This is a genomic window from Streptacidiphilus neutrinimicus, assembly GCF_000787815.1.
GTDB classification, from domain to species: domain Bacteria; phylum Actinomycetota; class Actinomycetes; order Streptomycetales; family Streptomycetaceae; genus Streptacidiphilus; species Streptacidiphilus neutrinimicus.
The window spans coordinates 1-25,351 of the sequence record NZ_BBPO01000056.1; the positions used below are offsets into that span (position 1 = coordinate 1).

Annotated in this window: 22 protein-coding genes and 1 pseudogene; 7 read left to right on the top strand and 16 right to left on the bottom strand. The window is 71.9% G+C overall.

The window, feature by feature from the left end:
• The 7 genes and pseudogenes from TR48_RS39330 to TR48_RS28315 all read right to left on the bottom strand — a co-directional run.
• Positions 1-526, bottom strand: a pseudogene (locus TR48_RS39330) (hypothetical protein); the annotation flags it as partial.
• Between the two features lie 186 nt (positions 527-712).
• Positions 713-1,453, bottom strand: a complete 741-nt coding sequence (locus TR48_RS28290) for an HAD-IIA family hydrolase (protein ID WP_042372614.1) — start codon at positions 1,451-1,453, stop codon at positions 713-715.
• Positions 1,454-1,732: 279 nt separating this feature from the next.
• Positions 1,733-2,422: a phosphonatase-like hydrolase gene (locus TR48_RS28295; protein WP_042372548.1), complete on the bottom strand. Its 690-nt coding sequence runs from the start codon at positions 2,420-2,422 to the stop codon at positions 1,733-1,735.
• 8 nt (positions 2,423-2,430) lie between these two features.
• Positions 2,431-3,552 carry a TIGR03364 family FAD-dependent oxidoreductase gene (locus TR48_RS28300; RefSeq protein ID WP_042372549.1) on the bottom strand — a complete coding sequence of 374 codons (1,122 nt, stop codon included), beginning with the start codon at positions 3,550-3,552 and terminating at the stop codon, positions 2,431-2,433.
• A 138-nt stretch (positions 3,553-3,690) separates the two neighbouring features.
• On the bottom strand, positions 3,691-4,473 hold the full coding sequence (locus TR48_RS28305; protein ID WP_236652366.1) for a GntR family transcriptional regulator: 783 nt from the start codon (positions 4,471-4,473) through the stop codon (positions 3,691-3,693).
• Positions 4,470-5,267 carry a class E sortase gene (locus TR48_RS28310; protein WP_042372551.1) on the bottom strand — a complete coding sequence of 266 codons (798 nt, stop codon included), beginning with the start codon at positions 5,265-5,267 and terminating at the stop codon, positions 4,470-4,472. Before TR48_RS28310 ends, TR48_RS28305 begins: the two co-directional genes overlap by 4 nt.
• 49 nt (positions 5,268-5,316) lie before the next feature.
• A complete protein-coding gene (locus TR48_RS28315; protein ID WP_042372552.1) occupies positions 5,317-6,345 on the bottom strand; it encodes an adenosine deaminase in 1,029 nt (342 codons plus the stop codon).
• Positions 6,346-6,520: 175 nt separating this feature from the next.
• Between TR48_RS28315 and TR48_RS28320 the strand changes: the two genes are divergently transcribed.
• From TR48_RS28320 to TR48_RS28335, 4 genes are read left to right on the top strand one after another with little or no spacing between them, the layout of a single operon-like run.
• Positions 6,521-6,895: a DUF6317 family protein gene (locus TR48_RS28320; RefSeq protein WP_042372554.1), complete on the top strand. Its 375-nt coding sequence runs from the start codon at positions 6,521-6,523 to the stop codon at positions 6,893-6,895.
• Positions 6,895-8,163, top strand: a complete 1,269-nt coding sequence (locus TR48_RS28325) for a hypothetical protein (protein ID WP_052443128.1) — start codon at positions 6,895-6,897, stop codon at positions 8,161-8,163. The genes TR48_RS28320 and TR48_RS28325 overlap by 1 nt, the downstream gene beginning before the upstream one ends.
• Positions 8,163-8,849 (top strand): hypothetical protein, encoded by a 687-nt coding sequence (locus tag TR48_RS28330; RefSeq protein WP_042372557.1) that lies wholly within the window; start codon positions 8,163-8,165, stop codon positions 8,847-8,849. Before TR48_RS28325 ends, TR48_RS28330 begins: the two co-directional genes overlap by 1 nt.
• A gap of 7 nt (positions 8,850-8,856) precedes the next feature.
• Complete coding sequence (locus tag TR48_RS28335) at positions 8,857-9,543, top strand: hypothetical protein (RefSeq protein ID WP_042372559.1); 687 nt, start codon at positions 8,857-8,859, stop codon at positions 9,541-9,543.
• Positions 9,544-9,552: 9 nt separating this feature from the next.
• On the opposite strand, the gene TR48_RS28340 is transcribed toward TR48_RS28335, so the two are convergent.
• Positions 9,553-10,827, bottom strand: coding sequence for a DUF445 domain-containing protein (locus TR48_RS28340; RefSeq protein WP_042372561.1), 1,275 nt, complete (start codon positions 10,825-10,827; stop codon positions 9,553-9,555).
• 111 nt (positions 10,828-10,938) lie between these two features.
• Between TR48_RS28340 and TR48_RS28345 the strand changes: the two genes are divergently transcribed.
• Entirely contained in the window at positions 10,939-12,108 is a 1,170-nt protein-coding gene (locus tag TR48_RS28345; protein WP_084729836.1) for an aminotransferase class V-fold PLP-dependent enzyme, read from the top strand.
• A 158-nt stretch (positions 12,109-12,266) separates the two neighbouring features.
• A complete protein-coding gene (locus TR48_RS28350) occupies positions 12,267-14,402 on the top strand; it encodes an alpha-galactosidase (RefSeq protein ID WP_042372566.1) in 2,136 nt (711 codons plus the stop codon).
• Positions 14,403-14,430: 28 nt separating this feature from the next.
• On the opposite strand, the gene TR48_RS28355 is transcribed toward TR48_RS28350, so the two are convergent.
• The 5 genes from TR48_RS28355 to TR48_RS28375 form a co-directional block, all read right to left on the bottom strand.
• Positions 14,431-16,020 carry a beta-N-acetylhexosaminidase gene (locus tag TR48_RS28355; protein WP_042372568.1) on the bottom strand — a complete coding sequence of 530 codons (1,590 nt, stop codon included), beginning with the start codon at positions 16,018-16,020 and terminating at the stop codon, positions 14,431-14,433.
• A gap of 42 nt (positions 16,021-16,062) precedes the next feature.
• Positions 16,063-17,076, bottom strand: coding sequence for an LppU/SCO3897 family protein (locus tag TR48_RS44775; protein ID WP_236652367.1), 1,014 nt, complete (start codon positions 17,074-17,076; stop codon positions 16,063-16,065).
• Between the two features lie 130 nt (positions 17,077-17,206).
• Positions 17,207-18,196 (bottom strand): ABC transporter ATP-binding protein, encoded by a 990-nt coding sequence (locus TR48_RS28365; RefSeq protein ID WP_042372570.1) that lies wholly within the window; start codon positions 18,194-18,196, stop codon positions 17,207-17,209.
• Between the two features lie 28 nt (positions 18,197-18,224).
• Positions 18,225-19,076 (bottom strand): ABC transporter permease, encoded by an 852-nt coding sequence (locus tag TR48_RS28370; RefSeq protein ID WP_042372572.1) that lies wholly within the window; start codon positions 19,074-19,076, stop codon positions 18,225-18,227.
• On the bottom strand, positions 19,069-19,878 hold the full coding sequence (locus TR48_RS28375; RefSeq protein WP_042372574.1) for an ABC transporter permease: 810 nt from the start codon (positions 19,876-19,878) through the stop codon (positions 19,069-19,071). Before TR48_RS28375 ends, TR48_RS28370 begins: the two co-directional genes overlap by 8 nt.
• A gap of 392 nt (positions 19,879-20,270) precedes the next feature.
• Here TR48_RS28375 and TR48_RS28380 point away from each other — a divergent pair, with 392 nt between their 5' ends.
• Positions 20,271-22,631 (top strand): transglycosylase domain-containing protein, encoded by a 2,361-nt coding sequence (locus TR48_RS28380; protein ID WP_052443130.1) that lies wholly within the window; start codon positions 20,271-20,273, stop codon positions 22,629-22,631.
• Between the two features lie 76 nt (positions 22,632-22,707).
• Here the strand turns inward: TR48_RS28380 and lpdA are convergent, their stop codons facing one another.
• From lpdA to TR48_RS28395, 3 genes are all read right to left on the bottom strand, one after another.
• Positions 22,708-24,111 (bottom strand): dihydrolipoyl dehydrogenase, encoded by a 1,404-nt coding sequence (gene lpdA / locus TR48_RS28385; protein WP_042372576.1) that lies wholly within the window; start codon positions 24,109-24,111, stop codon positions 22,708-22,710.
• 58 nt (positions 24,112-24,169) lie between these two features.
• On the bottom strand, positions 24,170-24,880 hold the full coding sequence (locus TR48_RS28390; protein ID WP_161789922.1) for a hypothetical protein: 711 nt from the start codon (positions 24,878-24,880) through the stop codon (positions 24,170-24,172).
• Between the two features lie 121 nt (positions 24,881-25,001).
• Positions 25,002-25,351 (bottom strand): phosphotransferase (locus TR48_RS28395; RefSeq protein WP_152628229.1); only part of this gene is annotated, 350 nt, incomplete at its 5' end.

Consider the following 25,351-nt stretch of genomic DNA (forward strand, 5'->3'; position numbering starts at 1 on the left):
GCTGTGCGCGCAGGACGCGCCAGCCGCCGCCGGTCGCGGGGGCGCCGAGGTCGGCGATGGTGAGCCGGCCGGCGGCCACGGGGTGGCCCGCGCAGAACTCGTGGACGAGGTAGCTGCCGGGCTGCACGTCCGGCGCGAGCCGCGCCGCCGCGTACAGGCCGCCGTCCGCGGCCAGCGCGAGGCGGACGGGTGCGGCGAAGGCCGCCGAGCGCACCTCGCCGGTGCTGGCGCCGTCGCAGTCGGCGAAGGTCCGCAGGTCGACGGTGGCGCCGGGGCGGCTCTGCTCCGGGTCGACGGTCAACGTCTCCAGCACGACGGGCGGTTGCGCCTTCGACCGCCCCTCGGCCGCACGGGGCGCGGCCGCCGCCTGCGCCGGGGGGACGGTGACGGCGACGAGCGTGGTGCCGCCGCCCGGGGCCGCGTCGGAGGCGGAGTCGGAGGCGAGGGCCGGGCCCGCACAGCACAGCATCGTCGGGAGCGCGGCGGACGCGAGTGCACTCGCGATCGCCCTCCGCCGCATCGCCATACGCTCTCCCTCTCCGCGTCCGCTTCGCTCTCCGGTACGACACCTCGTATCTGACTGCGCGTAAGAAATATGACGATCGCTCTGTACCCGAAACGCCGACTGGGCCGGGCGGGTGTACACGGCGATGCCGTGCCACCCGTCCGGCCCAGCCAGACGTCGATCGCGTGAGCGACTGCGACCCTGCGGTCAGATCTCGTCGACCAGCTCCGCGACGGACTTGACCACCCGCGACGGACGGTAGGGGAAGCGCTCGACCTCGGTCTGCCCCGTCAGTCCGGTCAGCACCAGGAAGGTCTTCAGACCCGCCTCCATGCCGGACTTGATGTCGGTGTCCATCCGGTCGCCGATCATCGCCGTGGTCTCGGAGTGCGCGTTCAGCGCGTTCAGCGCCTCACGCATCATCAGCGGGTTCGGCTTGCCGACGAAGTAGGGCTCGACGCCGGTGGCCTTGGTGATCAGGGCCGCCACCGAGCCGGTCGCCGGCAGCACGCCCTCCGTGGAGGGGCCGGTCTCGTCGGGGTTGGTGCAGATGAAGCGCGCGCCCGCGTTGATCAGGCGGATCGCCTTCGTCAGCGCCTCGAAGCTGTAGGTGCGGGTCTCGCCGAGGACGACGTAGTCCGGGTTGCTGTCGGTCAGCACGTAGCCGACCTGGTGCAGCGCGGTGGTCAGACCGGCCTCGCCGATGACGTAGGCGGTGCCTCCGGGGCGCTGCCCGGCAAGGAACTTGGCCGTGGCCAGCGCGGAGGTCCAGATGCACTCCTCCGGCACGTCCAGGCCCATGCCCTTCAGACGGGCGTGCAGGTCGCGGGGCGTGTAGATGGAGTTGTTGGTCAGCACGAGGAAGGGCTTGCCGGACTCCCGCAGCCTTCCGATGAAATCGCCCGCGCCGGGGATGACCGTGCCCTCGTGGACGAGGACCCCGTCCATGTCCGTCAGCCAGGACTCGATGGGCTTGCGCGGGGCGGCGGCCTTCGCGTCGACAGGGCTTGCTTCGGCGGCGGAGTTGCTCTGAGCCACGACCGTTTCTCCACTCTGGTGAACTGGTGCATCACTGACTGCCCTGACCACCGCCCAGCCTAATCGGACCGCCTCCCGGCCCGCGCCCCGTCCCACCAGGCAGGACGGCCCGCCGTGCCGCTACCGCCCGTCGAACGGCGAGGGCGCGGAGCCCGCACCCCGGGGCTTCGCGCGTTCGCGCGTGCCGCCTTACAGCACCAGCGCCGGCAGGTCGGCCACGCTCGCCAGGACGTGCGTCGCGCCGTCCTCGCGCAGGCGCACGGCGTCGTGCGCGCCGGTCAGGACGCCCGCGACGATGCCCGCGCCGGAGCGGACGCCGCACTGCATGTCGTAGCCGGTGTCGCCGAGGACGGCCATCTCCGCGACGCTGTCGGCGGCGCCGGTCCGCAGGAAGGCGGCGAGCGCGAGGTCCGGGTACGGGCGGCCCCGGCCGGCGTCGGCCGGGCACAGGGCCAGGTCGACGAGCTTCTGCCAGCCCAGCGCCTCGATGATCCGCTGCTGCGTGGAGCCGCTGAAGCCGGTGGTCAGCACCACCGTCAGGCCGGCGTCGCGCAGCCGGGCGATCGTGGCCTCGGCGCCCTCGATCGGGGCGCAGTGGCCCTCGCCGACCAGCCGGTCGTAGGCCGCCTCGAAGGCGACGTTCGCACGCTGGGCGAGGGTCTCCTCGCCGAAGAGGCGGCGGAAGACGGTGATCTTGCTCTCGCCCATCGTGGCGCGGACGTCGGCGAGCATCGCGTCGTGGCGCTCGCTGCCGGGCTCGACGCCGAGCTCGCGGGCGGCCGCCTCGAAGGCCATCTCGACCAGGCCGCCGTCGGCGACCGTGGTCCCGGCCATGTCGAGGACCACCAGCTTGGTCTTCGTTCCGTCCTGACCAGCCATCACAGTCCTCACAGTCCCATCTCGTTCACAGTCGCCTCGCCGATCGCGGGCGAACAGGTCATGCCTCGGCCACCGGGGCCGGTCACCAGCCAGACGCCCTCACGCACCCGCTCGCGGTGGACGACGCGGGTGGTGTCCACGCACTGGGCGTAGACGCCCGCCCAGCGGTGGCGGATCGCCGGCATCGGGCGGCCGAGCAGGTCCTCGACCACGCCGCGCAGATACGCGTAGGGCTCCTCGACGACGTCGAACCCGAAGGGCTGGTCGTACTCGTGGGTGTCGCCGATGGTCAGCGAGCCGTCGCGGCGCTGGACCAGCAGCAGCTGCATGCGGTGCTCGGAGGCGATCGGGTGCTGCGGCTGGCCGTCGTTCAGGCGGTCCAGGGCGGGGCCCTGGTACGCGGGGTAGTAGCGGAAGCTGTCGCCGTCGGCGACGGAGGTGGTGAGCGGCACGTCCAGCGGCTCGGTCTGCATCATCTGGAGCCGCACCTTGCGGACCGGCAGCTGCGGGGCGACCTCGCGGACCAGGCCGCCGAGCCAGGCGCCGGTGCAGAGCACGACGCGATCGCCGGTGTGCAGCTCACCGCGGTCGTCGCGGACCGCGTTCTCGCCGACGACCTCACGGACCTCGCGTCCCCCGAGGAAGGTGTAACGGCCGGTGGTGCGCAGGTGGCCCTGGAGGGCGCGCTGGGTGACCCGCGGCTCGACCTGGGCGTCGTGCGGCGACCACAGGGCGCCCAGGTACTTGCCGCCCAGCGCCGGGTTGGCCTCGCGGACGGCGTCCGCGTCCAGCCACTCCCAGCCGCGCACCGCGGCGTCGTGGCGGGCGACCATCTCGGCGGCGACGGCGCGCTCCGCCTCGCTGCGCACGACGGTGAGCGAACCGGAGGCGCGGAAACCGACCTCCGGCACCTCGGCGGCTATGCCCTCCCACAGCTCCCGAGCCCGCAGCGCGGTCTCGAGCTCGGCTCCTTCGGACCGGCCGCCGACCCAGACCAGGCCGAAGTTGCGCACGGACGCGCCGCGCGCCTGCTCCTCCCGCTCCAGGTGGACGACCTCATGACCGCGCTGGACGGCATGCCACGCATGCATGGTCCCCAGCGCTCCTGCTCCCACAACGATGACCTTCACGCCGACGACCTTCGATCTCCCTCATTGCGCGGCGGGACCTTCCCGGTGAATCCAGCATGAACAGGAGCGGCACGTTTGGACTAGACCCATTATCGTTTCGTGACAACAAATCCGCCCTGGCCGCCCCCGACCTCGGGACTACTCGCCGGCCCTGAGCTCGGTGGAGAAGCTGAAGCGGTCACCGCGGTAGAGGGTGCGGACCCGCTCGAACGGGCGACCCTTCGCATCCCAACTACGCCGGTGAAGCAGCAGCATGGGCAGCGCCGGGGGCGTGCCGACGAGCAGCGCCTCGCGCGGGGTGGCCAGGACGGTCTCGATCCGCTCCTCACCGCCGCCGGAGACCAGGCCGCCCGCGTCGCGGGCGTAGGCGTAGAAGGATCCCGCCGGGTCGAAGTCCTGGTCCATGCGCGGCAGCAGCGCCACCGGCGCATAGGTGCTCTCCAAGCCGACGCGCTCGTCGTCGACGAGCAGCACGCGCTCCAGGTGCCAGACGAAGTCGCCGCGCTCGACGCCGAGTTCGCGTGCGGCGTCGTCGGCCGCGGCGAACCGCTCCAGGCCGATCAGGCGGCGGCCCGGCGTGTGGCCCTGCCGGCGCACGCCCTCGGTGTAGGAGCCCAGCGCGAGCGGCTGCTCGATCTTCGGCCCGGCGACGACGGTGCCGCGCCCCTGGCGCCGGACCCGGCCCTCCAGCAGCAGCTCGCGCAGGGCGAGCCGGAGGGTCTCCCGGGCCACGCCGTAGCGTTCGGCCAGCTCGCGTTCGGCGGGAAGCGTCGCACCTTCGCCCAACTCATCAAGAAGTTCCGTCAGTTGGGCCTTGGCCAGGTAGTACTTGGGCATCCGGCCGTGCTCGGGGATGCCGGCCCGGACGGGAGCGCCGGGCGCGTGCGGCAGGCGAGGAGCCTGCGAGGGTGGTGGACTCACGCCCCCACGGTAGCCGGACGCGGCTGCTGTCCGACGAGATGGCCCCAGACCACCATCCGGTACAGGGAGGTGAAATCGGGCGTGCAGGTGGTGAGCGTGATGTACCGGCCCGGCGTGCGATACCCGTACCGGCTGGAGGGATGGTCGGTGCTGTACGGCTCCGGCAGGACGACGGTGCCGTCGTCCGGCTCGGTCTGCGGCAGGACCGAGTCCACCCGGTAGACGTAGTCCCAGTCGGCGACATCGACGATCACGACGTCGCCGACGCCGATCCGGTCCAGGTGGCGGAACGGCTCGCCGTGGGTGTTGCGGTGCCCGGCGATGGCGAAGTTGCCCTCCTGGCCGGGCATGGCGGTGCCGGGGTAGTGGCCGATGTAGCCGTGGTTCAGCACGGCGTACTTGTCGACGCCCTCGGCGACGGGGAAGACCAGGCCGAGGACGGGGACCCGGACCACCGCGAACGCGGCGAGATCCCGGGCCATGCCGTTGATCCCGGCGCTCCCGGAGCCGCCCGCGCCGAGGTCCCAGCTGCCGGTGCCCGCCGCGCGCGTGGGCGTCTCGCCGGGGGACACGCCCGGGGTCGGCGTCGGGACCGGCCGCGCCCGCTGCTCCGCCCGCTGGTCCCACTGGTGCTCCAGCGCGGAGACGGCGCTGCCGGCGTTCGCCTCGGCCACGCGGTTGGTCCACCAGAGCTCGTAGGTCGCCAGCAGGACCGTCACCAGCCCCGCCGTGACGGCCAGCTCGCCGAAGAGGATGAGACCGCGGCGCAGTCCCCACAGCCACCGCGGTCCCATCCCGGCTCCCCACGCGTCTCGGCTCTGCAATCCCTGACGCGCCGTCAGATTACGCCTCCGGGAGCACGCCCGCCAGATGCGCGTCGATCTCGGCGAGCAGCCGCGCCTTGTCGCCGTCCTCCAGGAAGGAGGCGCGCACGGAGTTGCGCGCCAGCTCGGAGACGCCCGCCTCGTCCAGGCCGAGCAGGTCGGCGACCACCTCGTACTCGTGGTTCAGGTCGGTGCCGAACATCGGCGGGTCGTCGCTGTTGACGGTCACGACCAGCCCGGCATCGACCATCTGTCGGATCGGGTGGTCCTCCATCCGCGTCACCACGCGGGTGGCGATGTTGGAGGTCGGGCAGACCTCCAGCGGGATGCGGTGCTCGCCGAGGTGGTCCACCAGCGCCGGGTCCTTGACGGACTGCGTCCCGTGGCCGATGCGCTCCGCGCCGAGGAAGCGCAGCGCGTCCCAGACCGTCTCCGGCCCGGTGCTCTCGCCCGCGTGCGGGACGCTGTGCAGGCCTGCCGCGCGGGCCCGGTCGAAGAAGGGCTGGAACTGCGGCCGTGGCACACCGATCTCCGGCCCGCCGAGCCCGAAGCTGACCAGCCCGTCCGGCCGCAGGTCGAGCGCGAGGCGCTCGGTGACTTCGGCGGACTCCAGCCCGGCCTCGCCGGGGATGTCGAAGCACCAGCGCAGGGCGACCCCGAGCTCCTTCTCGGCGGCGACGCGGGCGTCCTCGATCGCCTCCATGAAGGCCTCAACCGGAATCCCGCGCTTGACGGAGCTGTAGGGGGTGACCGTGAGCTCCGCGTAGCGGATGTTCTGCCGGGCCATGTCCTGGGCGACGCCGTAGGTCAGCGCCCGCACGTCCTCGGCGTCGCGGATCAGGTCGACGACGGAGAGGTAGACCTCGATGAAGTGGGCGAAGTCGGTGAACTCGAAGTACCTGGCCAGCGCCTCAGGGTCGGCGGGCACGGAGGTGCGTCCCTCGTGCCGCGCCGCCAGCGCGGCCACGACCTGCGGCGACGCCGAACCGACGTGGTGCACGTGCAGTTCTGCCTTCGGCATTCCGGCGATGAACGCCCGCAGCGACATGTTCTCTTCCTCCCAGATCGGCCGCGATCGGCCGGACCGTCTTCAGGACCGTCTTCAGGACCGTCTTCACGCGGACAGGCCGGTCCCAGCCTCTCATGCGGTGAGATAGCGTGACGGATCAGCGAAAGAACACACGAACGGTAACGGAACAGGGGAACGGGGGTCGGGGGACACCGTGGCCGACTACTACCAGGTCGACTTGGAGTCGCTGGCGCGAATGACGTCCGCGCTGCAGCAGGCCGGCGACCAGATGGAACAGGCACTGCGGCTGATGGGCGGCTCGGAGGGCGCCCAGATCGGCACCGACGAGCTCGACCGGGCTGCGAACGACTTCCAGAGCACCTGGCAGTACGGGCTCGGTCAGCTCAAGCAGAGCCTGTCCGAGACCGACGAGGGCCTGAAGCAGGCCCAGGCGGGCTACCAGCAGATGGAGCAGGCCCTGCAGCAGGCGTTCCGCCAGATCGGCTCGCAGGAAGTCCAGCCGCTCGCCGGCCAGATCGAGCAGCTCGCCCCGAAGACCGGCGGCGCCCCGGCCGGAGGTGCCCGCTGATGACCGGCATGCTGAGGGAGATCAGCAGCGAGTACCCGCATCTCGGCTTCAACCCGGTCCCCGGCGTGCCCGCGGACGTCACCGCCGTCACCACGGCGCTGACCCAGGCCACCAACTCGCTCAAGGAGTCGGGCGCGCTGCTCGGCCGGGTCGAGCAGGCCGGCAGCGGGATGTGGGAGGGCGCGGCGGGTGACGCCTTCCGCAGCCATCTGGACAGCGAACTGACGCAGCGTCTGCAGACCGCGCAGACCTCGCTCGAGCGCGCCCTCGGCGTGCTCACCGACTGGGGCGGCCACCTGGTCGACTTCAAGGGCACCGCCTCCCGGCTCGACGCGGAGGCCGCCTCGGCCAAGGCCGCGCTCGACCAGGCCGCCGCCCGACTGAAGGACGCCCAGGCCAACCCGGATCTCGCCCTGGGCGGGCAGACATTCGACAACCGGCAGGCGCTGGAGCAGGCCCAGCAGGCCCTCGACACCGCCGTGACGGCGGTGAACGACGCACAGGCGGCCGTCGACGACGCGCAGGCCCAACTGGAGTCGGTCCTCAAGCGCGCCCAGGAACTCGCCTCCGAGCACGAGGCCCTGGCCCGCCGCTGCGCCCAGGAGCTGGACCACGCCGCCCACGACCTCGCCCCGCACAAGCCGGGTATGTTCAGCCAGTTGTGGAACGACTTCACCTCCGGCCTCGGCGCGGTCGGCCACTGGATATCCACGCACCTGGATCTGATCCACAACATCCTCTCCACCATCTCGGCGATCGCCGGCCTGATCGCGCTGGTCACGCCGCCGCCGATCGACATCGTGGCCGGCGCGATCGCCCTGGTCGCGGGGGCCGGCGCGCTGGCGACCGACCTGGCCAACCCCCAGTTCCGCAAGGGCATCGGCGAGTTGCTGACGGGCCACATCAACAAGGAGTCACTGGGCGCGCTCGCCACGGGCGTCGGCGACGTGCTGAGCGTGGTGCCCGGCGCGGCAGGGCTCGGCAAGATGGCGGGGGTCGGCCTCAAGGCCGCCGTCAAGGGCACCGAGGCGGCGACGGAAGGCGCCGGGATGCTGCCGAAGCTCTACCAGATCGCCGACAAGGCCGCCGACAACCCCGGGTTCGCCGCCAAGATCCTCGCCAAGAGCAAGGCCGTCCAGATGTCCGCCCTGGACAAAGCCGCGGAGACGGAGAAGCAGGTCGAGACGGCCGCCCATTCCGTCGGTGTCGCCCTCAAGTCGGTGGGCGTGGTGTCGCATCTGCGCAAGGACATCCAGGAGGCGTTCTGATGGGTGACATCTTCGACCGCCTCGGCGGCGTTTCCCAGCCGCAGCCCGGTCTGAGCGTGTGGGGCGACATCCCCGAGGGCTACACCGCCCTCCCGCTGAAGGACGTCACCGGATCCCTCGAACGCGCGGCGACCCTCGTCACCGAGCTGGCCCCGGACGAACTGCGGCAGTTCGTCGAGCCCACCGCCGCAGCGCTCAACGCCCTGCTGCTCGACCTTGCCGACCGCAACGCCGCCTACTGCGGCCTCGGCCGGCACCTCTCGCCCGGGGATGGCGAGGTGGTGACCTCGACGCTGGTCGTCGCGGTCCAGAGCACCGGAGCGGAGGGCGATCCGCGCCAACTGCTCGGCGAGATGGCGGCCCGGCTCGACGTCGACGGGGAGGACGAGGACACCGAGGTCTCCCTGGTCGACCTCCTCGGCGTTCCGGTGCTCTTCCATGAGACGGTCCGCGACGTCCCGACGCCGCTCGACGAGGACGAGAGCGCCACCACGGCGGTCTTCACCATCGAGGCCCTGGTCGCGTCGGAGGACGGCAGCAAGCTGGCAGCCGTGGAGTTCGCCACGCCGTTCATCGCCCACGGGCCGGAGTTCCGGATGATGATGGTCGAGTTCGCCGCGTCGCTGAGCTTCGACCCGCCGCCGCCCGAGCCCGAGGCCGGCAGCATCCGCGCCGCGCTCGGATAGGAGACCCATGTACGGCCCCGCTTCCCCGTCCCCGCTCCACGATCCCACCGTCCAGGCGGCGATCGCGGCCGAGAAGGCGCAGTCCCGGCAGCCCTTCGACGCGCTCCAGGAAGGACCTGCCCGCGCGGTGGAGCTGCTGCTCACGCACTACCCGTGGCAGGAGTACGGCTACCGCTACGGCCGATGGCAACGGCAGACCGAGGAGGAACTCCTCTGGTTCCCGGTGAACCGCTGGGTCCGGACGAAGGTGATGCAGCTCGTGGACCTCCACACCGGAGCTCCGGTCGCGGAGGTCTATCCGTACAGCGGCATCGGCGGGCCACCGCAGTTCGAGCCCGCCGGGCGGGTCTGGGTCTGCGGCAGTCCGAACTCCGTCGCCGCCTTGATCCCTGTCGGCGCCGACCAACGTGAGATCGCGCTCGCCAGGGCGCGGCATGCCATGTTCAACGACGAGTGGCTGCTGGCGCGGGCTCTCGTCAACGGACAGGAGAAGCCGGCTCCTCGCCCTTACCAGGAGCGCAGGTTGTACCAGCGGTCCACCTGGGTCGCCGACTGTCCGCAGAAGCCGACCAAGCGGGACGGCTTCGAATGGCGATACTTCCAGGTCGACGAGGGCCTCCTGCACGGCGAAGCTCGCACAGCCCACTGGGAGGACCAGAAGCTGTGGAAGGCCCTGCGGGCCACCGGCCTGTAGCGAGCCGGCTCACAGCAGCACCGACAGGGTGTGGATCAGCAGGCCGGCGATCGCGCCGACGACGGTGCCGTTGATGCGGATGAACTGCAGGTCGCGGCCGACATTGGCCTCGATCTTGCGGGAGGCCTCCTGCGCGTCCCAGCCGGCGACGGTCTCGGAGATCAGCGAGGTGATCTCGCCTCGGTAGGTGTCCACGACGTACTCCGCGGCGTCCTCCAGCCAGCCGTCGACCTTCTCCTGCATGCGGGGGTCGTCGGCGAGGCGGGTGCCGAAGCTGCGCAGGCCGTCGCGGATGCGCAGGCGCAGCTGGCTGTTCTCGTCCTCCGCGGCCGAAAGGACCATGCCGCGCACGGCCGACCACGCGGAGGCGATGAGGTCCTGCACCTCGGGACGGGAGAGCAGGTCGGCCTTGGCCCGCTCGATCCGCGCGATGGTCTCGGGGTCCTCGCGCAGCTCCGCGGCGAAGTCGGACAGGAAGCTGTCGATGGCGCCGCGGGCCGCGTGACCGGGGTCGTCCCGGATCTCGGTGGCGAAGCGGAGCAGCTCCTTGTAGACGCGCACCCCGATCTGGTTGTCGATGAACTTCGGGGTCCAGCCGGGGGCCTCCTCCGAGATCGTCCGGATCACCTGCTCGCGGTGGACGACCAGCCAGTCGTGCAGGCGGACGGCGCACAGGTCGACCACGCCGCGGTGGCCGCCCTCCTCGACGACGCGGGAGAGCATCCGGCCGAGCGGCTGCGCGACGGGCTGGGCGGCCGCGCGACGGGTGATCGCCTCGCCGATCACGGCCTGGACGTCCTCGTCGCGCAGCACCGCGAGCGCGCCGCGCAGCGCGGCGGAGGCCTCGCGGGTGACCTTCTCGGCGCTCCCGGGCGCGGAGAGCCACAGGCCGAGCCGCTTGCCCACGCCGAGCGACCGCAGCCGGGCCCGGACCACCTCGACGGAGAGGAAGTTCTCGCCGACGAAGGTGCCGAGGCTGACGCCGAAGGCGTCCTTCTTGGTCGGGATGATCGCCGTGTGCGGGATCGGCAGGCCGAGCGGCCGCTTGAACAGCGCCGTCACCGCGAACCAGTCGGCGAGCGCGCCGACCATGCCGGCCTCGGCGGCGGCCTGCACGTAGCCCGCCCAGGGGCCGGCGCCGGAGCGCAGCGCCCAGGTGGTCAGGACGTAGATCACCGTCGCCGCGACCAGGAAGCCGGTGGCGATCGTCTTCATCCGTCGGACGCCACGCCGTTTCACCTCGTCGGAGGCGGTGTAGCGCACCGCGCCGGCCCCCGACGGCATACGGTCTACCCGCGCGTCGGACGCTTCTCTAGGCTTCATGGGGAGCGTATCCACGGAGCAAGTGTCACCCGCCTCTCAGAAAAAACGGTCGAACCGTCGGAGAGATCAACGATGGCGTCCCCCCTTTCCGTGCCCAGCCCCCTCCCCACGACCGGGGGCACCGGCGGCCTCGCCGGTTACGCCGAGCACTTCGCCGAGACGGAGGGTTATCTCGACTTCGCGCGGTTCGGGCCGCCCTCGCGGGACGTGCTCGACACGACGCAGCGGCTGCTGGAGCAGAGCGCGCACGCGGACGCCGCCACCGTGGACGAGCTGATGCGGCAGGAGCTGCGGGCTCGTCAGGCGGCGGCCCGGCTGCTCGGCGAGGTGCCGCTGGAGGCGGTGGCGCTGTTGCCGAACGCCAGCACCGGGCTGTTCCACGCCGCGTTCGGCCTGCCGCACGGCACGGTGCTGGTGCCGGCGCGGGAGTTCCCGGCCAACGCGTACCCGTGGCTGCGCGCGGCGCGGCTGGGCCGGGTGCAGCCCGTCTCGCTGGAGCCGGACGCGTACGGCCGGGTCACGCCGGAGCTGGTGCGGCAGGCGCTGACGGCGGAGACCGTCGCCGTCTCGGTCTCGGCCGTCGACTACCGCACCGGCTACCGCGCCGACCTGGCCGGGATCCGCGAGGTGATCGGCCCGGACCGGCTGCTGGTCGTGGACGCGATCCAGGGCATGGGCGTCGCCGACCTGCCCTGGACCGCCGCCGACCTGCTGGTGACCGGCGGTCAGAAGTGGCTCCGCTCGGGCTGGTCCACGGGCTTCCTGTACGCCTCGCCGCGCGCGCTGGAACGGCTGGAGCCGACGTTGACGGGCTGGACCGGCGTCGCGGACGTGGGCCTGTTCGACAGCCAGGAGCACGCTCCCGCCGCCGACGCGGCGCGCTTCTCGGTCACCAACCTCAGCCCGGTGACGGCGGGGGCCTTCGCGGCCGGGCTGGAGCTGGTGCTGCGGACCGGCGTGGCCCGGATCCAGGCGCACGTGGCCGAGCGGACGGCGCAGCTGATCGACACCGTGCGCAGCGCGGGCGGCGTGGTGCTCTCGCCTGAGGCCGAGCACGAGCACGCGGGCATCGTGGCGTTCACCATGCCGCGCACCGAGCCCGGCGTCGTGGCGGCGAGCCTGGCTGAGCAGGGCGTCACCGCGACCGTCCGCCCGGACCAGCTGCGGCTGTCCGCGCACGCGTCGACCACGCTGGCCGCCGTCGACCGGGTCCATCGCGCGCTCACCTCCCTTCCGGTCTGATCGGTTCTCCCTCGGTCCGGCTCCGGGCAGTCCGGTTCCGGGCTGTCCGGCCTCAGGCTGTTCGACTTCGAAGGGGCGGCCCCCTTCCGCGCCTCCGCGCGCCGTCCTACGCTCAGAACCGCACACGGCCCAACAGGTTCCAACAGCGAGGACCCTCCATGCCTGCCGCCCTCTCCCACGACGCCCCGACCGGCACCTGGCTGCTGACCACCCGCTCCACCAGCTACGCCCTGCGCGTCGACGGACAGGGCGTTCCGCGCCACGTCCACTGGGGCGGCCCGCTCACCCTCGCCGACGCGGCCTCGCTGCCCCTCGCCGGCGCCGGCCCGCGCAGCAGCTTCGACGGGCGGACGGCGGCGTCCGAGGAGCTGTCCGTCGACGGCGCCGACCGCTACGGACCGCCCGCCCTGCGGGTCCGCTTCGCCGACGGCACCCGCGCCCTCACCTGGCAGGCCGACGGCCACGAGCAGCCGGACCCCCGCACACTGCTGCTGCGCTTCCGCGACCCGCACTACCCGCTGCGGACGACCCTCGGCTACCGCGTCCACCCGGACACCGACGTGATCGAACGCTGGACCGAGCTCACGCACACCGGCGGCGCGGACGACCGAGCCGACGACATCCTCGCGCTGCGCGCCGACTCCGCGACGCTCTCCCTGCCTGCGCGCGACGACTACCGCCTCAGCCATGCCGTCGGCCAGTGGGCCGCCGAGACCCAGCTGCGCCGCACCCCGCTCCCCTACGGCGAGACCGTCCTCACCAGCCGCACCGGCACGACCAGCCACCTGGCCCAGCCCTGGGCGATCCTCGACGCGGGCGACGCGACGGAGGAGCACGGACAGGTCTGGAGCGCGGCGCTCGCGTGGAGCGGCTCCTGGCAGATCACGCTACTGCGCACCCCTGACAACCAGCTCGCGCTCAACCTCGGCGCGGGCCACGACGCCGTCACCGTCACGCTGCGCCCCGGCGAGACGCACACCACTCCGCCCGTTCTCGCCCTGCACGTCGCCGAGGGCGGCTTCGGCGCGCTCAGCCGGGCCTGGCACGCGCACCTGCGCGCGCACGTGCTGCCACACCCGCGCGAGACGCGCCCGGTCCTCTACAACTCCTGGGAGGCCACCGGCTTCGGCGTCACCCTGGACAACCAGAAGCGGCTCGCGTCGCTGGCCGCCTCGCTCGGTGTCGAGCTGTTCGTCATGGACGACGGCTGGTTCGGCGCGCGCCGCGACGACCACGCGGGCCTGGGCGACTGGACGCCGTACCCGGGCGCGTTCCCGGACGGACTGCGGCCGCTCGCGGACGAGGTGCACCGGCTCGGGATGGCCTTCGGCCTGTGGGTCGAACCGGAGATGGTCAACCCCGACAGCGACCTCCACCGCGCGCACCCCGACTGGGTGCTGCACTTCCCGCACCGCCACCGCACCGAGCTGCGCCACCAGCTGGTGCTGAACTTCGCCCGCCCGGAGGTGACCGCCTGGGCCTTCGACTGGCTCACCCGCCTGGTCGCCGACAACGACGTGGACTACCTCAAGTGGGACATGAACCGCCCGTTCTCCGAGGCTGGTTGGCCCGACGAGCCGAGCGGGCGCGGGGACCGGCTCTGGTTCGACCACGTCCGCGGTTACCACGCGGTCGTGGACCGGCTCCGCGCGGCGCACCCGCGGCTGCGCATCGAGGCGTGCAGCGGTGGCGGCGGCCGCGTCGACCCCGCCGTCCTGGCCCGGACGGACCAGGTCTGGATCTCCGACAACACCGACGCCGCCGACCGCCTCGTCATCCAGCACGGCTACACCCAGCTGTACCCGGTCCGGACCATGGCCGCGTGGGTGACGGACGTGCCCAACCAGCAGACGGGGCGGTCCATCCCGCTGCGCTTCCGCTTCCACAGCGCGATGAGCGGCGTGCTGGGCGTCGGCGGGGACCTGACGCGCTGGCGGCCGGAGGAGCTGAAGGAGGCGGAACAGCTGGTCGCCGAGTACAAGACGGTCCGTCACCTGGTCCAGCACGGCGAGCTGTTCCGGCTGCGCCCGCCCGGCGACCTGCAGCGCCTGACGGCCGTCCAGTACCTGGCCGCCGACGCGGCGGAGACGGCGGTCTTCGCCTGGCTCCCCCAGCCGCGCTTCGGGCTCCCGCCCGCGCCGCTCCGCCTGGCCGGCCTCCCCCGGGACGCGCGCTACCGCGACCAGCGCAACGGACGCGTCCACAGCGGCGCGGCTCTGCTGGAACGCGGCCTGGACCTGGACCTTCCCCACACGGACTGGGCCAGCGCGCTGGTGCACCTCGTCCGGCTCTGAGCCGCCCCGCCACCTCCGCGGGACGTTCCTACTGCCAGGGCACACCCGCGGCGCGGGTCCAAGTCCATCCCTGTGCGCGCCACAGCGGGGCCTGCGCCGCCAGGCGGACCCGGAAGTCCGCCCAACCGCGTTCCGTCTGCGGCGTCCAGGCGACCTCCGCCAGGGCCGGGAGCCGGGGCAGGGCCATCAGCTGCAGGTCGGACGGGGTCGCCAGGGTCTCCGTCCACAGCACGGCCTCGACCCCGGCGACCGCGCCCGGCGGCGTGCCGGGGAGGTAGGTGTCGGGGTTCCAGTCGTAGGCGCGCTCGACGCCGACATAGCCTGCCCAGGCCAGGCCGAGGGGGGTAGACGGGTCGTACTTCTGGTCCAGGTAGGCCCGGTCGGCCGGGGACATCAGCAGCTTCGAGCCGTGTCGCGCGGCGGCGGCGATGCCCGCGAGGACCTCGGCGGTCGACCGGCGCTCCGGGTGCCAGACCTGGAGCAGGTCCGGCTGCTCCGCCGCGGCCTCGTCCCAGGCGAGGACCTGCTTGCCGTGGGCGCGGCCGACGGCGATCGCGCGCTTCATGAACGCCTGGTAGTCCGCCGGGGCGAGGGCCTTCGCCTCGTCGCCGCCGAGGTGGATCAGCGGGCCGGGGGTGAGCTGCGCGACGGCCGCGACGACGTCGTCGACGAAGCGGTAGGTCGACTCCTCGCCGGTGCAGACGCGGCTGAAGCCGACGCCGGTGCCGGTGTCCGGCGCAGGCGTCGCGTCGCCCGGGCAGGCGAGCTCGGGATAGGAGACGATCGCGGCGTTGCTGTGGCCGGGGAGGTCGATCTCCGGGACCACGGTGATGTACCGGGCGGCGGCGTACCGGACGATGGCGCTGTAGTCCGCCGCCGTGTAGAAGCCGCCCCGGCCGCCGCCGACCTCGGTGCGGGATCCCACGGCGGTGAGCTGCGGGCGGCTACTGACGGCGATGCGCCAGCCCTGGTCGTCGGTGAGGTGCAGATGCAGGTGGTTGAGCTTGTACAGGGCCATCAGGTCGACGTACTGCTCGACCTGCGCGACGGTGAGGAAGTGCCGGGCGACGTCCAAGCCCGCCCCGCGGTAGGCGTAGCGAGGGGCGTCGTCGACGGCGAGGGGGCGGACGGTGCCGTACACGCCTCCCGCAGGCAGGAGTTGACGGAGCGTCTGGCCGCCGTAGAAGAGGCCCGCGGCGTCCGACGCCGTGATCAGCACGCCGGACGGCCCGGAGGAGAGCCGGTAGCCCTCGGGCCCGGTCCCGGCCTTCGGGTCGAGACGGAAGGTGATCCCGGCGCCGGAGCCGCCCTGCGTCCGCAGCTTCAGCTCCGCCGCCACGAGCGTCGCCGCCGCGTGCGCGTCCGGGCCGCCCTCCGCATGGACGGGCGTGGCCGCGGAGACGTCGAAGCCCGCGCCCGCCCCGAGCGTCAGCCGGGCCGGACGCGGCACGATCCCGACCGCCGGAGCGGACGCGCCGGGCGCGCGGCCGCTCCTGCTCGCAGCGGCGCGACCCGGCGGAGCACTGCCCGACGAACAGCCGGTGACCAGCGCCAGCACCGCCGTCAGCGCGGCGGCCGCGACCGTGCGGCCGGCCGGCCGCCGCCTGCTCCGATTCATGCGGACATGCTGCACGTGGTCTGGACCAACCGCAATCCCCGATCAGCCCGCGTACTGCTTGAGGCAGAGCACGAAGTCGTTGCCCGGCTCGGTGTGCGTGTAGGTGGTCTGCGCGTCGGAGGGGCAGCCTGTGCTCGACGTGGTGTCCGTCAGCCGCTGGACCACCAGGTACGAGCCGCTCGCGCAGTCGACGACGCGCAGGTCGGGGTTGGAGTCGCTGCCGTAGTTCTTGACGCACTGGCCCACGGTGGCGAGGTCGCCCGAGCCGGTGGTCGGCGAGTCGGCGGGGGCGCTCGGCTGCGTGGTGTCGGTCGGCAGGTCCGTGGGGAGGTCCGTCGGGGAGTCGGTGACGACCGGGAGGGTGGTGCCGCCGCCGGTGTCGTCCGTGCTGCCGTTGCCCGAGGCGGCCGCGATGATCAGGACCAGGAGCACCAGGAACGCCACGACGGGCACCGCGAAACCGACCGCCTGCGGCCGGTTCATGAGCGGCTTGCCCGGATCCATCGGCGGTCCCTGCCGGTACTCGGGCTCCGGCAGCGCCTTGATCTTGTTGTAGGAGACCAGGTTGATGAGCAGCGTGATCGGCGTGATGAAGGCGGAGCCGAGGCCCCACCACCCCTGCACCAGGGTCTGGCCGGACATGTCGCGGATGGCCCCGGTACCGCAGGTGCGGCAGAACGGGCCCTTCAGCGAGCGGAAGGTCATCAGCCAGATCATGCCGCGGTGGGCGCGCACGGTGACGTCTACGGCCGGAGAGCCGCCGCAGAACCGGCAGTTGACCCCGTTCGGCTGCCCCCAGGCCGGCTGGCCCATAGGTGCCTGCTGCCCGTACGGCGGCGGGAAGCCCTGCTGCGGGTAGCCGGCCTGCGGCGGCGCCTGCGGGTAGCCGTACCCGACCTGCTGCGGGACCGCGTCGTACGGGCCCTGCGGCTGCGCCGGAGGCTGCGGCTGTCCCTGCGGATAGCCGTAGGGGTTGGGCTGGCCGTACGGGTCGGGCTGCCCGTACGGGTTCGGCGCGCCGTACGGGTGAGCGGGCGGCTGCGGCGGTGTGGCCACGGAGGAGTCCCCCATCGAACGGTCTGTTCCCGTGCCGATCTGACACACGGACAGCTGGGACCTTATCTGTTCCTTACGCCACACCGCCGACCGCCCCACCCGTCGAGACGCCCCGGCGGCCGCCCGGCGACTAGCCGACCCGGGCGACCGCCGTGTCCGCCCGTTCCGCCTCCCCGTACATCCGCGCGATCACGTCCTCGATCTCCGGTTCGCGCACGGAGAGGTCGCGCAGCCCGTAGCGCCCGGCCAACTCCGCGACCAGCGGCGCGGCGCTCGCCGAGGCCGGGAAGGCGAGCCACTGGCGGGTCCCCTCACAGCGCACCACGCGGGTGCCGGACAGCTCGATCGGCGGCGCCTCCCGCTCCAGCTCGACCACCAGCGTCCGTTCGCTGCGGCCCTGTCGGTGCAGGCCGTCGAGCCCGCCGTCGTAGACGACGCGGCCGTGGTCGATGACCATGACACGCGAGCAGAGCTGCTCGATGTCGGTCAGATCGTGGGTGGTGAGCAGCACCGTCGTGCCCCGTTCCGCATTGATCCGGGCGAGGAACTCCCGCACCCGGCGCTTGCTGACCACGTCGAGACCGATGGTCGGCTCGTCGAGGTAGAGCACCTCCGGATCGTGCAGCAGCGCGGCGGCGATGTCCCCGCGCATCCGCTGGCCGAGCGAGAGCTGGCGCACGGGCACGTCCAACAGCGGGGCCAGCTCCAGCAGTTCGACGCAGCGGTCGAGGTTGCGGGTGTAGGCCGCGTCGGGGATCCGGTAGATGCGGCGGGCCAGCTCGTAGGAGTCGCGCAGCGGCAGGTCCCACCACAGGGTGGTGCGCTGCCCGAAGACGACGCCCATGCGCTGGGCCAGCCGCACCCGGTCGCGCACCGGATCGGCGCCGGCCACCCGCAGCCGGCCGGTGCTGGGCAACAGGATGCCGGTCAGCATCTTGACCGTGGTGGACTTCCCGGCCCCGTTGGGGCCGATGTAGCCGACCATCTCGCCGCGCCGGACGGTGAAGTCCAGCCCGGCCACGGCGTTCACCACCTCCCTGGCGCGCCGCAGCCGTCCGGCCCGGCGCCGCACCACGAAGCTCTTGGTGACGCCCTCGACCTCGATCAGCACCTCGTCCATGACGGAGTCTCCTTTCTCTGGCGGATCATCAACTGCCGGTGCTGCGGTAGGAGCGCACGCCGGTGCGCCACAGCAACCCGGCCGCCGTGGCGCAGAGCAGCGCCGCGACCGGCGAGGCGAAGCGGAACCAGGACGGCAGCCCCAGCGGGTCGTCGCGTCCCAGCAGGTAGAGCGCGGGCAGCCAGTTCACGAAGGCCAGCGGCACACCGAAGACGGTGCCGCGGACGATATCCCTGGCGTAGATCGTCGGCGGGTACTGCAACATGGTCGCGCCGCCGTAGGTGAAGGAGTTCTGCACCTCCGCCGCGTCGGCCATGAAGAAGTGGCAGGCCGAGCCGCCGACGAAGACGGACCCGAAGATCACCGTCCCGCACAGCACCAGCGAGACGAAGACCAGCGCCCTGAGCGGCGTCCAGGCCAGGTCCAGCCGGGACAGCGACCAGATCAGCACCGCGCCCGACTGGAGGACCCGCCCGATCCGGCGCAGCGCGAAGCGGTCCCCGGCGAGCTGCGCCAGCGCGGGCACCGGGCGGACCAGGACGGTGTCGACGGACCCCTCGCGCACCCGCACGCCGAGCTGGTCCATGCTGCCGACGAAGAGGTCGGCCAGCCCGAGGGTGAGCCCGGAGGTCCCGTAGAGGAAGGCGACCTGCGGCAGGCTCCAGCCGCCGAGGACGTGGGTGTGCAAGAACATCACGACGATGACGACGAAGTCCATGCCGGAGGCGGCGAGGTTGCCGGCCATGGTCATCCAGAACGACGCGGGGTAGGCGAGCGCCGCGCGGATCCACATCCGCACGATGTGCCCGTAGCAGCGCAGCGCGTGGACCACGTCCCAGCGGGCCGGTCGCGTCCGCGGGCCGAAGCGTGCCTCAGCCACCCTGGACCACCACCTTGAGCACGGCGCGGGACTGGACCAGCCGCCCGAGCCCGAGCAGCACGACCGCCCAGCCGAGTTGGACGCCGAGCGCGCCGAGGGTACCCGCCGTGTCGTAGTGCTGCAGGAAGACGTCGGCGGGCACCTGGAAGACGGCGATGAACGGCAGCGCGCGGGCCACCGCCTCCAGGGCGGCCGGGAAGACGGTGACGGGGAGGAAGAATCCGCCGAAGAAACACGAGGTCAGGTAGTAGACGAGCTGGACCCCGCGCAGGTCGAGCAGCCAGAAGCCGGTCAGTGCGACGAGGTAGCGCAGCGCGTAGCTGACGAGGAGCGCCAGCACGAGGGCCAGGACCGTCGCGACCCAGCTCGCGACGACGTCGACGGCCGACCCCTGCGGCAGGCGCAGATGGAAGGCCAGCCCGCCGACGAGCATCGGCACCAGGGCGTTGGTCAGCAGCTGGTACCCGGCGCGCCCGGCGTCGACGGCGAGCCACCAGCGCTGCTGGTCGACCGGGCGGAACAGGTCGACGGCGACGTCGCCGCTCGCGATCCGGGTCTGCAGGTCGGCGAGGGCCCCGAGATCCCCGACCGCGAGCAGGGAGAGCAGCCCCTGCCCGATCCAGACGTAGGTGATCGCCGCTGACAGGTCGTAGCCGCCGAGGTGCGGGCGGACGTGCCACAGGGCGACGTAGGTGTAGGTGAGGATGAAGCCGAAGACGGTGTTGGTGAACACCCGCGCCCAGGTGGCGGCGCGGTAGGTGGAGTAGCGCCGGAAGCTGCGGATACAGACTGCGGCGTACATCACACTCCTTTCCGTACGAACGCTGAACGGCTCGAACGACGACGTATGTCGACTTGTCGACAGGCATGGCGACAGCCCCGCGCCGTCGCGCGGGAACGCCGAAATGGCCCCGTTCGTCAACACCCGGGGGGTGTCACGAAGGGGCTGCGCCATCGCTCTTCGGTTGTGGGGTGGATCACGGCAGGCCAGCGGGTGGCTGTGACGCCGCTCTCACAGATTAGCGAAGACGGGGGGCGAAGTGTCACAGCACCGCCACAAACGTCCTGCGAGAGAGGTACGTCATTCGCCCACCACCGGACAATCCGGCAGAGTAGACAAGAATGCCCCGATTGGGGGCGTTTAACGATCAAGTAGACGAGTCAGCGGACGAGAGCCACCGGAGCACCACGTACATGGGCAGCAGCAACAAGGGCATGGACGATCCGGACAGCCTCGCCAATCCCATGACCGGCGGCACTCTCGAGGCCGAGGACCGGGCCGAAGGAGGCGGAATGGGCGCCAGTGGGCGCGATCGACGCCGCGCCAGGACGGCGGCGCGGAAGGCGAGGCGCAGGGCGCTCCCCTGGTACCGCCGGATCATCCCCACCTGGCGGATGGCGCTGGGCGGCCTCCTGGCCGCGGTGCTGCTCGGCGTCGGCGCGTTCGTCGGCATCTACCTCTACGTCGAGCCGCCGAACGCCAACGCCGCGGCCGTGGCCCAGGCCAACGTCTACTACTACTCCGACGGCAAGACGGTGATCGGTCAGACCGGCACGAAGAACCGGATGATCATCCCGCTCTCCCAGATCTCCCCGCAGATGCAGCAGGCGGCCGTCTCCGCCGAGGACCGCACCTTCTACTCGAACCAGGGCGTCAGCCTCACCGGCATGGCCCGCGCCGCCTGGGACACCGCGCGCGGCCAGGGCGTGCAGGGCGGCTCGACCATCACGCAGCAGTACGTGAAGAACTACTACCTGAACCAGGACCAGACGGTCAGCAGGAAGATCAAGGAGTTCTTCATCTCGCTCAAGGTCGACCGGACCGAGTCCAAGAGCGACATCCTGGCCGGCTACCTGAACACCTCGTACTTCGGCCGCGGCGCCTACGGCGTCCAGGCCGCCGCCCAGGCGTACTTCGGCGTCAACGCCTCCCAGCTGAACGCCGACCAGAGCGCCTACCTGGCCGCCCTGCTGCAGGCGCCCAGCGCCTACGACGTCTCGACCGCCAGCGCGGCCGGCAAGCAGGCCGCGACGGACCGCTGGAACTACGTCCTCGACGGCATGGCCAAGCTCGGCTACCTGACCCCGGAGCAGCGTGCGGCTGCCAAGTTCCCCGCGGTCAAGCCGGCCACCGGGATCAAGGGCCTGTCGGGCCAGGCCGGTTACCTGGTCGACGTCGCCGACGACTACCTGTTCAGCAACAACGTGATGACCCGCGACGAGCTGGCGCGGGGCGGCTGGAAGATCGTCACCACCTTCGACAAGGGCGACCAGAACGCGCTGGCTTCCTCGGTGAAGGACGAGTTGAACAGTCTGAAGTCCAACTCGGCCAAGGCCAAGTACATCCGCGCGGGCGCCGCCTCCGTCGTGCCGTCCAGCGGCAAGGTGGTCGCGGCCTACGGAGGCCCCGACTACGTGACCCAGCCGTACAACGACGCGCTGCGCACCGACATCCAGATCGGCTCGACCTTCAAGGCCTTCGACCTCGCGGCGGCGCTGCAGAACCACGCCACCACGCAGGACGGCCGCACGATCACCCCCTACACGACCTACGACGGCACCAGCGGCCGCCAGGTCGTCGGTCTGCCGCCGAACGTCGCCGCGTACAACCCGCCGAACGAGGACCACGTCAGCTACGGCCAGATCAGCGTCAGCACGGCCATGGCGAAGTCGGTCAACTCCGTGTTCGCCCAGCTCGCCGCCGACGTCGGCCTGGACAAGGTCCGCTCGGCCGCGATCGCCGCCGGGCTCCCCGCGAACACCCCGGGCATGAGCGCCGCGAACGCCTCCCTCGCGCTGGGCACCGCCGAGCCGAACGCGATCCAGGTGGCGGGCGCGTACGCGACCTTCGCCAACCACGGCAAGCAGATCGCCCCGTGGTCGGTTCAGTCGGTCACCCACGACGGCGAGTCGAAGACGATGCCGCAGCACAACGCGACGCAGGCCTTCAACCGCAGCGTCGCGGACACCGTCACCCAGGTACTCCAGGGCGTCATCAACAACGGCACCGGCTACGCCGCCCAGGCGCTCGGCCGAGACGCCGCGGGCAAGACGGGTACGACGGACAACAACCAGTCGGCGTGGTTCACGGGTTACACCCCGCAGCTGTCCACGACGGTCGGGCTCTTCGCCCAGCAGGGCGACGTCAAGCGGATCTCCCTCGGTGACGCCGCGGGCATCAGCCGCGTCAACGGCGGCTCGTTCCCGACGCAGATCTGGACGAACTACATGGAGCAGGCCCTCTCCGGCCTCCCCTACGAGAGCTTCGACCTGCAGACGGGCAGCTACTACGTCCCGCCGGTCACCACGCCGTCGCCGACCCCGAGCCCGACGGCCACCACGCCGGCCAACCCGACGACGACCCCGTCGACCCCGACGCCGACGCAGACGCAGACCCCGGTCAACCCCAACCCGACCCCCACGCCGTCGAACCCGCCGTACACCCCGCCGGTCAATCCCAACCCGACGCCGACGACGCCGACGACCCAGCCGCCGCCCCAGAACAACACGCTGGGGAACAACCTGTTCCCCCGGCAGGCGGTCAAGACGCCGTAGCCCGCGGGGCCGAGAACGCGAGGAGGGCATGGAGCCGTCGGCTCCATGCCCTCCTCGCGTCCAACCGACGTCCGCGTCAGAAGTTGATCATGTGACCGGCCAGGCCGTGGATGGCCTCCTTGACGGCCTCACCCAGGGTCGGGTGGGCGTGGACGTTGCGGGCCACCTCGTTGACCGTCAGGTCCCACTGCTGGGCCAGGGTCAGCTCCGGCAGCAGCTCGGTGACGTCCGGGCCGATCAGGTGGGCGCCGAGGAGCTCGCCGTACTTCGCGTCGGCGATGATCTTGACGAAGCCGCCCGGCTCGCCGATGCCGTGCGCCTTGCCGTTCGCGGTGAAGGGGAACTTGGCGACCTTGACGTCGAAGCCCTTCTCCCGCGCCTGCGCCTCGGTCCAGCCGAAGCTGGCGATCTGCGGCTGGCAGTAGGTGGCACGCGGGATCATCACGTAGTCCAGCGACATGGTCTCCGCGTCGCCGATGGTCTCGGCGGCGATGACGCCCATCGACTCGGCGGCGTGAGCCAGCATCAGCTTGGCCGTCACGTCACCGATCGCGAAGATGTGCGGAACGCTCGTGCGGCAGTACTCGTCGATGTCGATGGCGCCGCGCTCGGTCAGCGCCACGCCCGTGTTCTCCAGGCCGTAGCCGGTGACGCGCGGGGCGAAGCCGATGGCCTGCAGCACCTTGTCGGCCTCCAGCACCTGCTGGGCGCCGTCCTTGCCGGTGACGGTGACGCGGACCTTCTCGCCGCTGTCGTCGATGGAGTCGACGCGGGTCGAGGTGAGCACCTGGATGCCGAGCTTGCGGTAGCGCTTGGCCAGCTCCGCGGAGACCTCGGCGTCCTCGAGCGGGACCATCCGGTCGAGGAACTCGACGATGGTGACCTTGACGCCGTAGTTGTGCAGCACGTAGGCGAACTCGACGCCGATGGCGCCGGCGCCCGCGATGATGATGCTCTCGGGCAGGGAGTCGCTGAGGATCTGCTCCTCGTAGGTGACCACGCGGCTGCTCAGCTGCGTGCCCGGCAGCAGGCGGGTGGTCGCCCCGGAGGCGATGATGCAGTGGTCGAAGGTGAGGGTCTCGGTGCCGCCCTCGACGAGGGCGACCTGCAGGGTGTTGGCGTCGACGAAGTGACCGCGGCCCTGGAACTGCCGGATCTTGTTCTTCTTCATCAGGAAGTGGACGCCCTTGACGCGGCCGTCCGCGACCTGGCGGCTGCGCTCGAACGCCGCCTTGTAGTCGAAGCTCACCTTGCCGTCGACACGGATGCCGAAGGTGTCGGCCTCCTGGGTGAACAGGTGCGCCAGCTCGGCGTTGCGCAGCAGCGCCTTGGAGGGGATGCAGCCCACGTTCAGGCAGACACCGCCCCAGTACTTCTCCTCCACGATCGCCGTGGTCAGACCCAGCTGCGCGGACCGGATCGCGGCCACGTAGCCGCCGGGACCGGCCCCCAGCACCACCACATCAAAGTGCTCACTCATGCCCCGGACTCTACGCCCAACCGGAGCCCTCCACCGGGGCTGTGATCGACGAAACAGCTCAGAGCTGGGCGTGCGACCAGTCGACGGACTGCGGCGGCACCACCGGCGTGCCGACGTCCAGCTGGATGTCCTCGTGCGGCTGGAGCGTGATGGTCCGCGGGTCCCCGGTGAACGCCTTGCCGTTCACGTAGGCCGTGACGTGTCCGCTGGCCGGTCCGACCTGGCCGGTGGACAGCGGCTGCTTCCAGATGTCGAAGAACTGGCCGAGGGTGTACTGCTTCTGGCTCGGGGACTCGACGTGGATGATGCCGTCCTGCGCATGGGTGTGCAGCCAGTAGTAGCACTGGCTCGCCGAGACGAAGGTGCCCCCGTTCACGGTCGACGGCACCGGTTCGACCACGCCGACGCCGTACGGGATGCTGTGCTGCTGCCCGTTCACGTAGACCGCCAGGTGCGAGTGGATGTGGTAAGCCACCTGCTCGCTGGAGTCACAGGAGATGCCGTCCACGGTCTGCCCGCTCGCGGCGGAGCTCACGGACGCCAGCTGCGGCCCGGTCTGCAGGGCCATGCCTTCCGGCCCGAGCCCGGACGAGCTGGAGGAGCTCGGGAAGTTCACCACGATCACCGCGACGATCCCGCCCACGACGACCACAGCGCCCGCGGCGAGCAGCACCCGCCGCCTCCGCTCGGCACGGCGCTCCGCCGCCCGCTGTGCCTCGACCTTGGCCCGCACCCCCCGGCGGTCGGGCCCACCTCCGCGCGTGGACATACCTCCAGCCTGGACGCCCCGCAGCCCGGCCGCCACCGCAGTCGGGGCCGCGCTGGGACGGGGGTACGGGTACAAGGCCGGGAGCCGGCCCGGACGTGGAGCGGGTCTGCCTTGGCCGCCGTCAGTGGCTCAGCAGGACGCGGTCCAGTGCCGACCGGCCTGCGGGCCCCCAGTTCGGTTTGCCGCCCGGCAGTCCGCGGTCCCCGGCCTGACCCATCAGCATCAGGAACAGGCTCTTCATCGCGGCCAGCCCACGCGCCCGTCGGATCGCCGCCTCGTCCGCCCGGGCATAGCTGTCGAAGAACCGTGAAGCTCCTCCCGCCGGGAGCAGCAGCCAGGCGGCCGCGAGGTCCCACGCCGGGTCGCCGGCGAAGAGTGCGCCGAAGTCGACGACGCCCGTCAGGGTGCCCTCGGCGACGACGACGTTCGCGGGGTGGAGATCGCCGTGGACCCAGACCCGCGGGCCCCGCC

Bases quoted from the DNA above. Each gene is read 5' to 3' on its own strand.
- TR48_RS28290 (WP_042372614.1), bottom strand. From the start codon at position 1,453: ATGGACGGGGTCCTCGTCCACGAGGGCACGGTCATCCCCGGCGCGGGC.
- TR48_RS28295 (WP_042372548.1), bottom strand. From the start codon at position 2,422: ATGGCTGGTCAGGACGGAACGAAGACCAAGCTGGTGGTCCTCGACATG.
- TR48_RS28310 (WP_042372551.1), bottom strand. From the start codon at position 5,267: ATGGGACCGCGGTGGCTGTGGGGACTGCGCCGCGGTCTCATCCTCTTC.
- TR48_RS28315 (WP_042372552.1), bottom strand. From the start codon at position 6,345: ATGTCGCTGCGGGCGTTCATCGCCGGAATGCCGAAGGCAGAACTGCAC.
- TR48_RS28325 (WP_052443128.1), top strand. From the start codon at position 6,895: ATGACCGGCATGCTGAGGGAGATCAGCAGCGAGTACCCGCATCTCGGC.
- TR48_RS28330 (WP_042372557.1), top strand. From the start codon at position 8,163: ATGGGTGACATCTTCGACCGCCTCGGCGGCGTTTCCCAGCCGCAGCCC.
- TR48_RS28335 (WP_042372559.1), top strand. From the start codon at position 8,857: ATGTACGGCCCCGCTTCCCCGTCCCCGCTCCACGATCCCACCGTCCAG.
- TR48_RS28340 (WP_042372561.1), bottom strand. From the start codon at position 10,827: ATGCCGTCGGGGGCCGGCGCGGTGCGCTACACCGCCTCCGACGAGGTG.
- TR48_RS28345 (WP_084729836.1), top strand. From the start codon at position 10,939: ATGGCGTCCCCCCTTTCCGTGCCCAGCCCCCTCCCCACGACCGGGGGC.
- TR48_RS28350 (WP_042372566.1), top strand. From the start codon at position 12,267: ATGCCTGCCGCCCTCTCCCACGACGCCCCGACCGGCACCTGGCTGCTG.
- TR48_RS28355 (WP_042372568.1), bottom strand. From the start codon at position 16,020: ATGAATCGGAGCAGGCGGCGGCCGGCCGGCCGCACGGTCGCGGCCGCC.
- TR48_RS28365 (WP_042372570.1), bottom strand. From the start codon at position 18,196: ATGGACGAGGTGCTGATCGAGGTCGAGGGCGTCACCAAGAGCTTCGTG.
- TR48_RS28375 (WP_042372574.1), bottom strand. From the start codon at position 19,878: ATGTACGCCGCAGTCTGTATCCGCAGCTTCCGGCGCTACTCCACCTAC.
- TR48_RS28380 (WP_052443130.1), top strand. From the start codon at position 20,271: ATGGGCAGCAGCAACAAGGGCATGGACGATCCGGACAGCCTCGCCAAT.
- lpdA (WP_042372576.1), bottom strand. From the start codon at position 24,111: ATGAGTGAGCACTTTGATGTGGTGGTGCTGGGGGCCGGTCCCGGCGGC.
- TR48_RS28390 (WP_161789922.1), bottom strand. From the start codon at position 24,880: ATGTCCACGCGCGGAGGTGGGCCCGACCGCCGGGGGGTGCGGGCCAAG.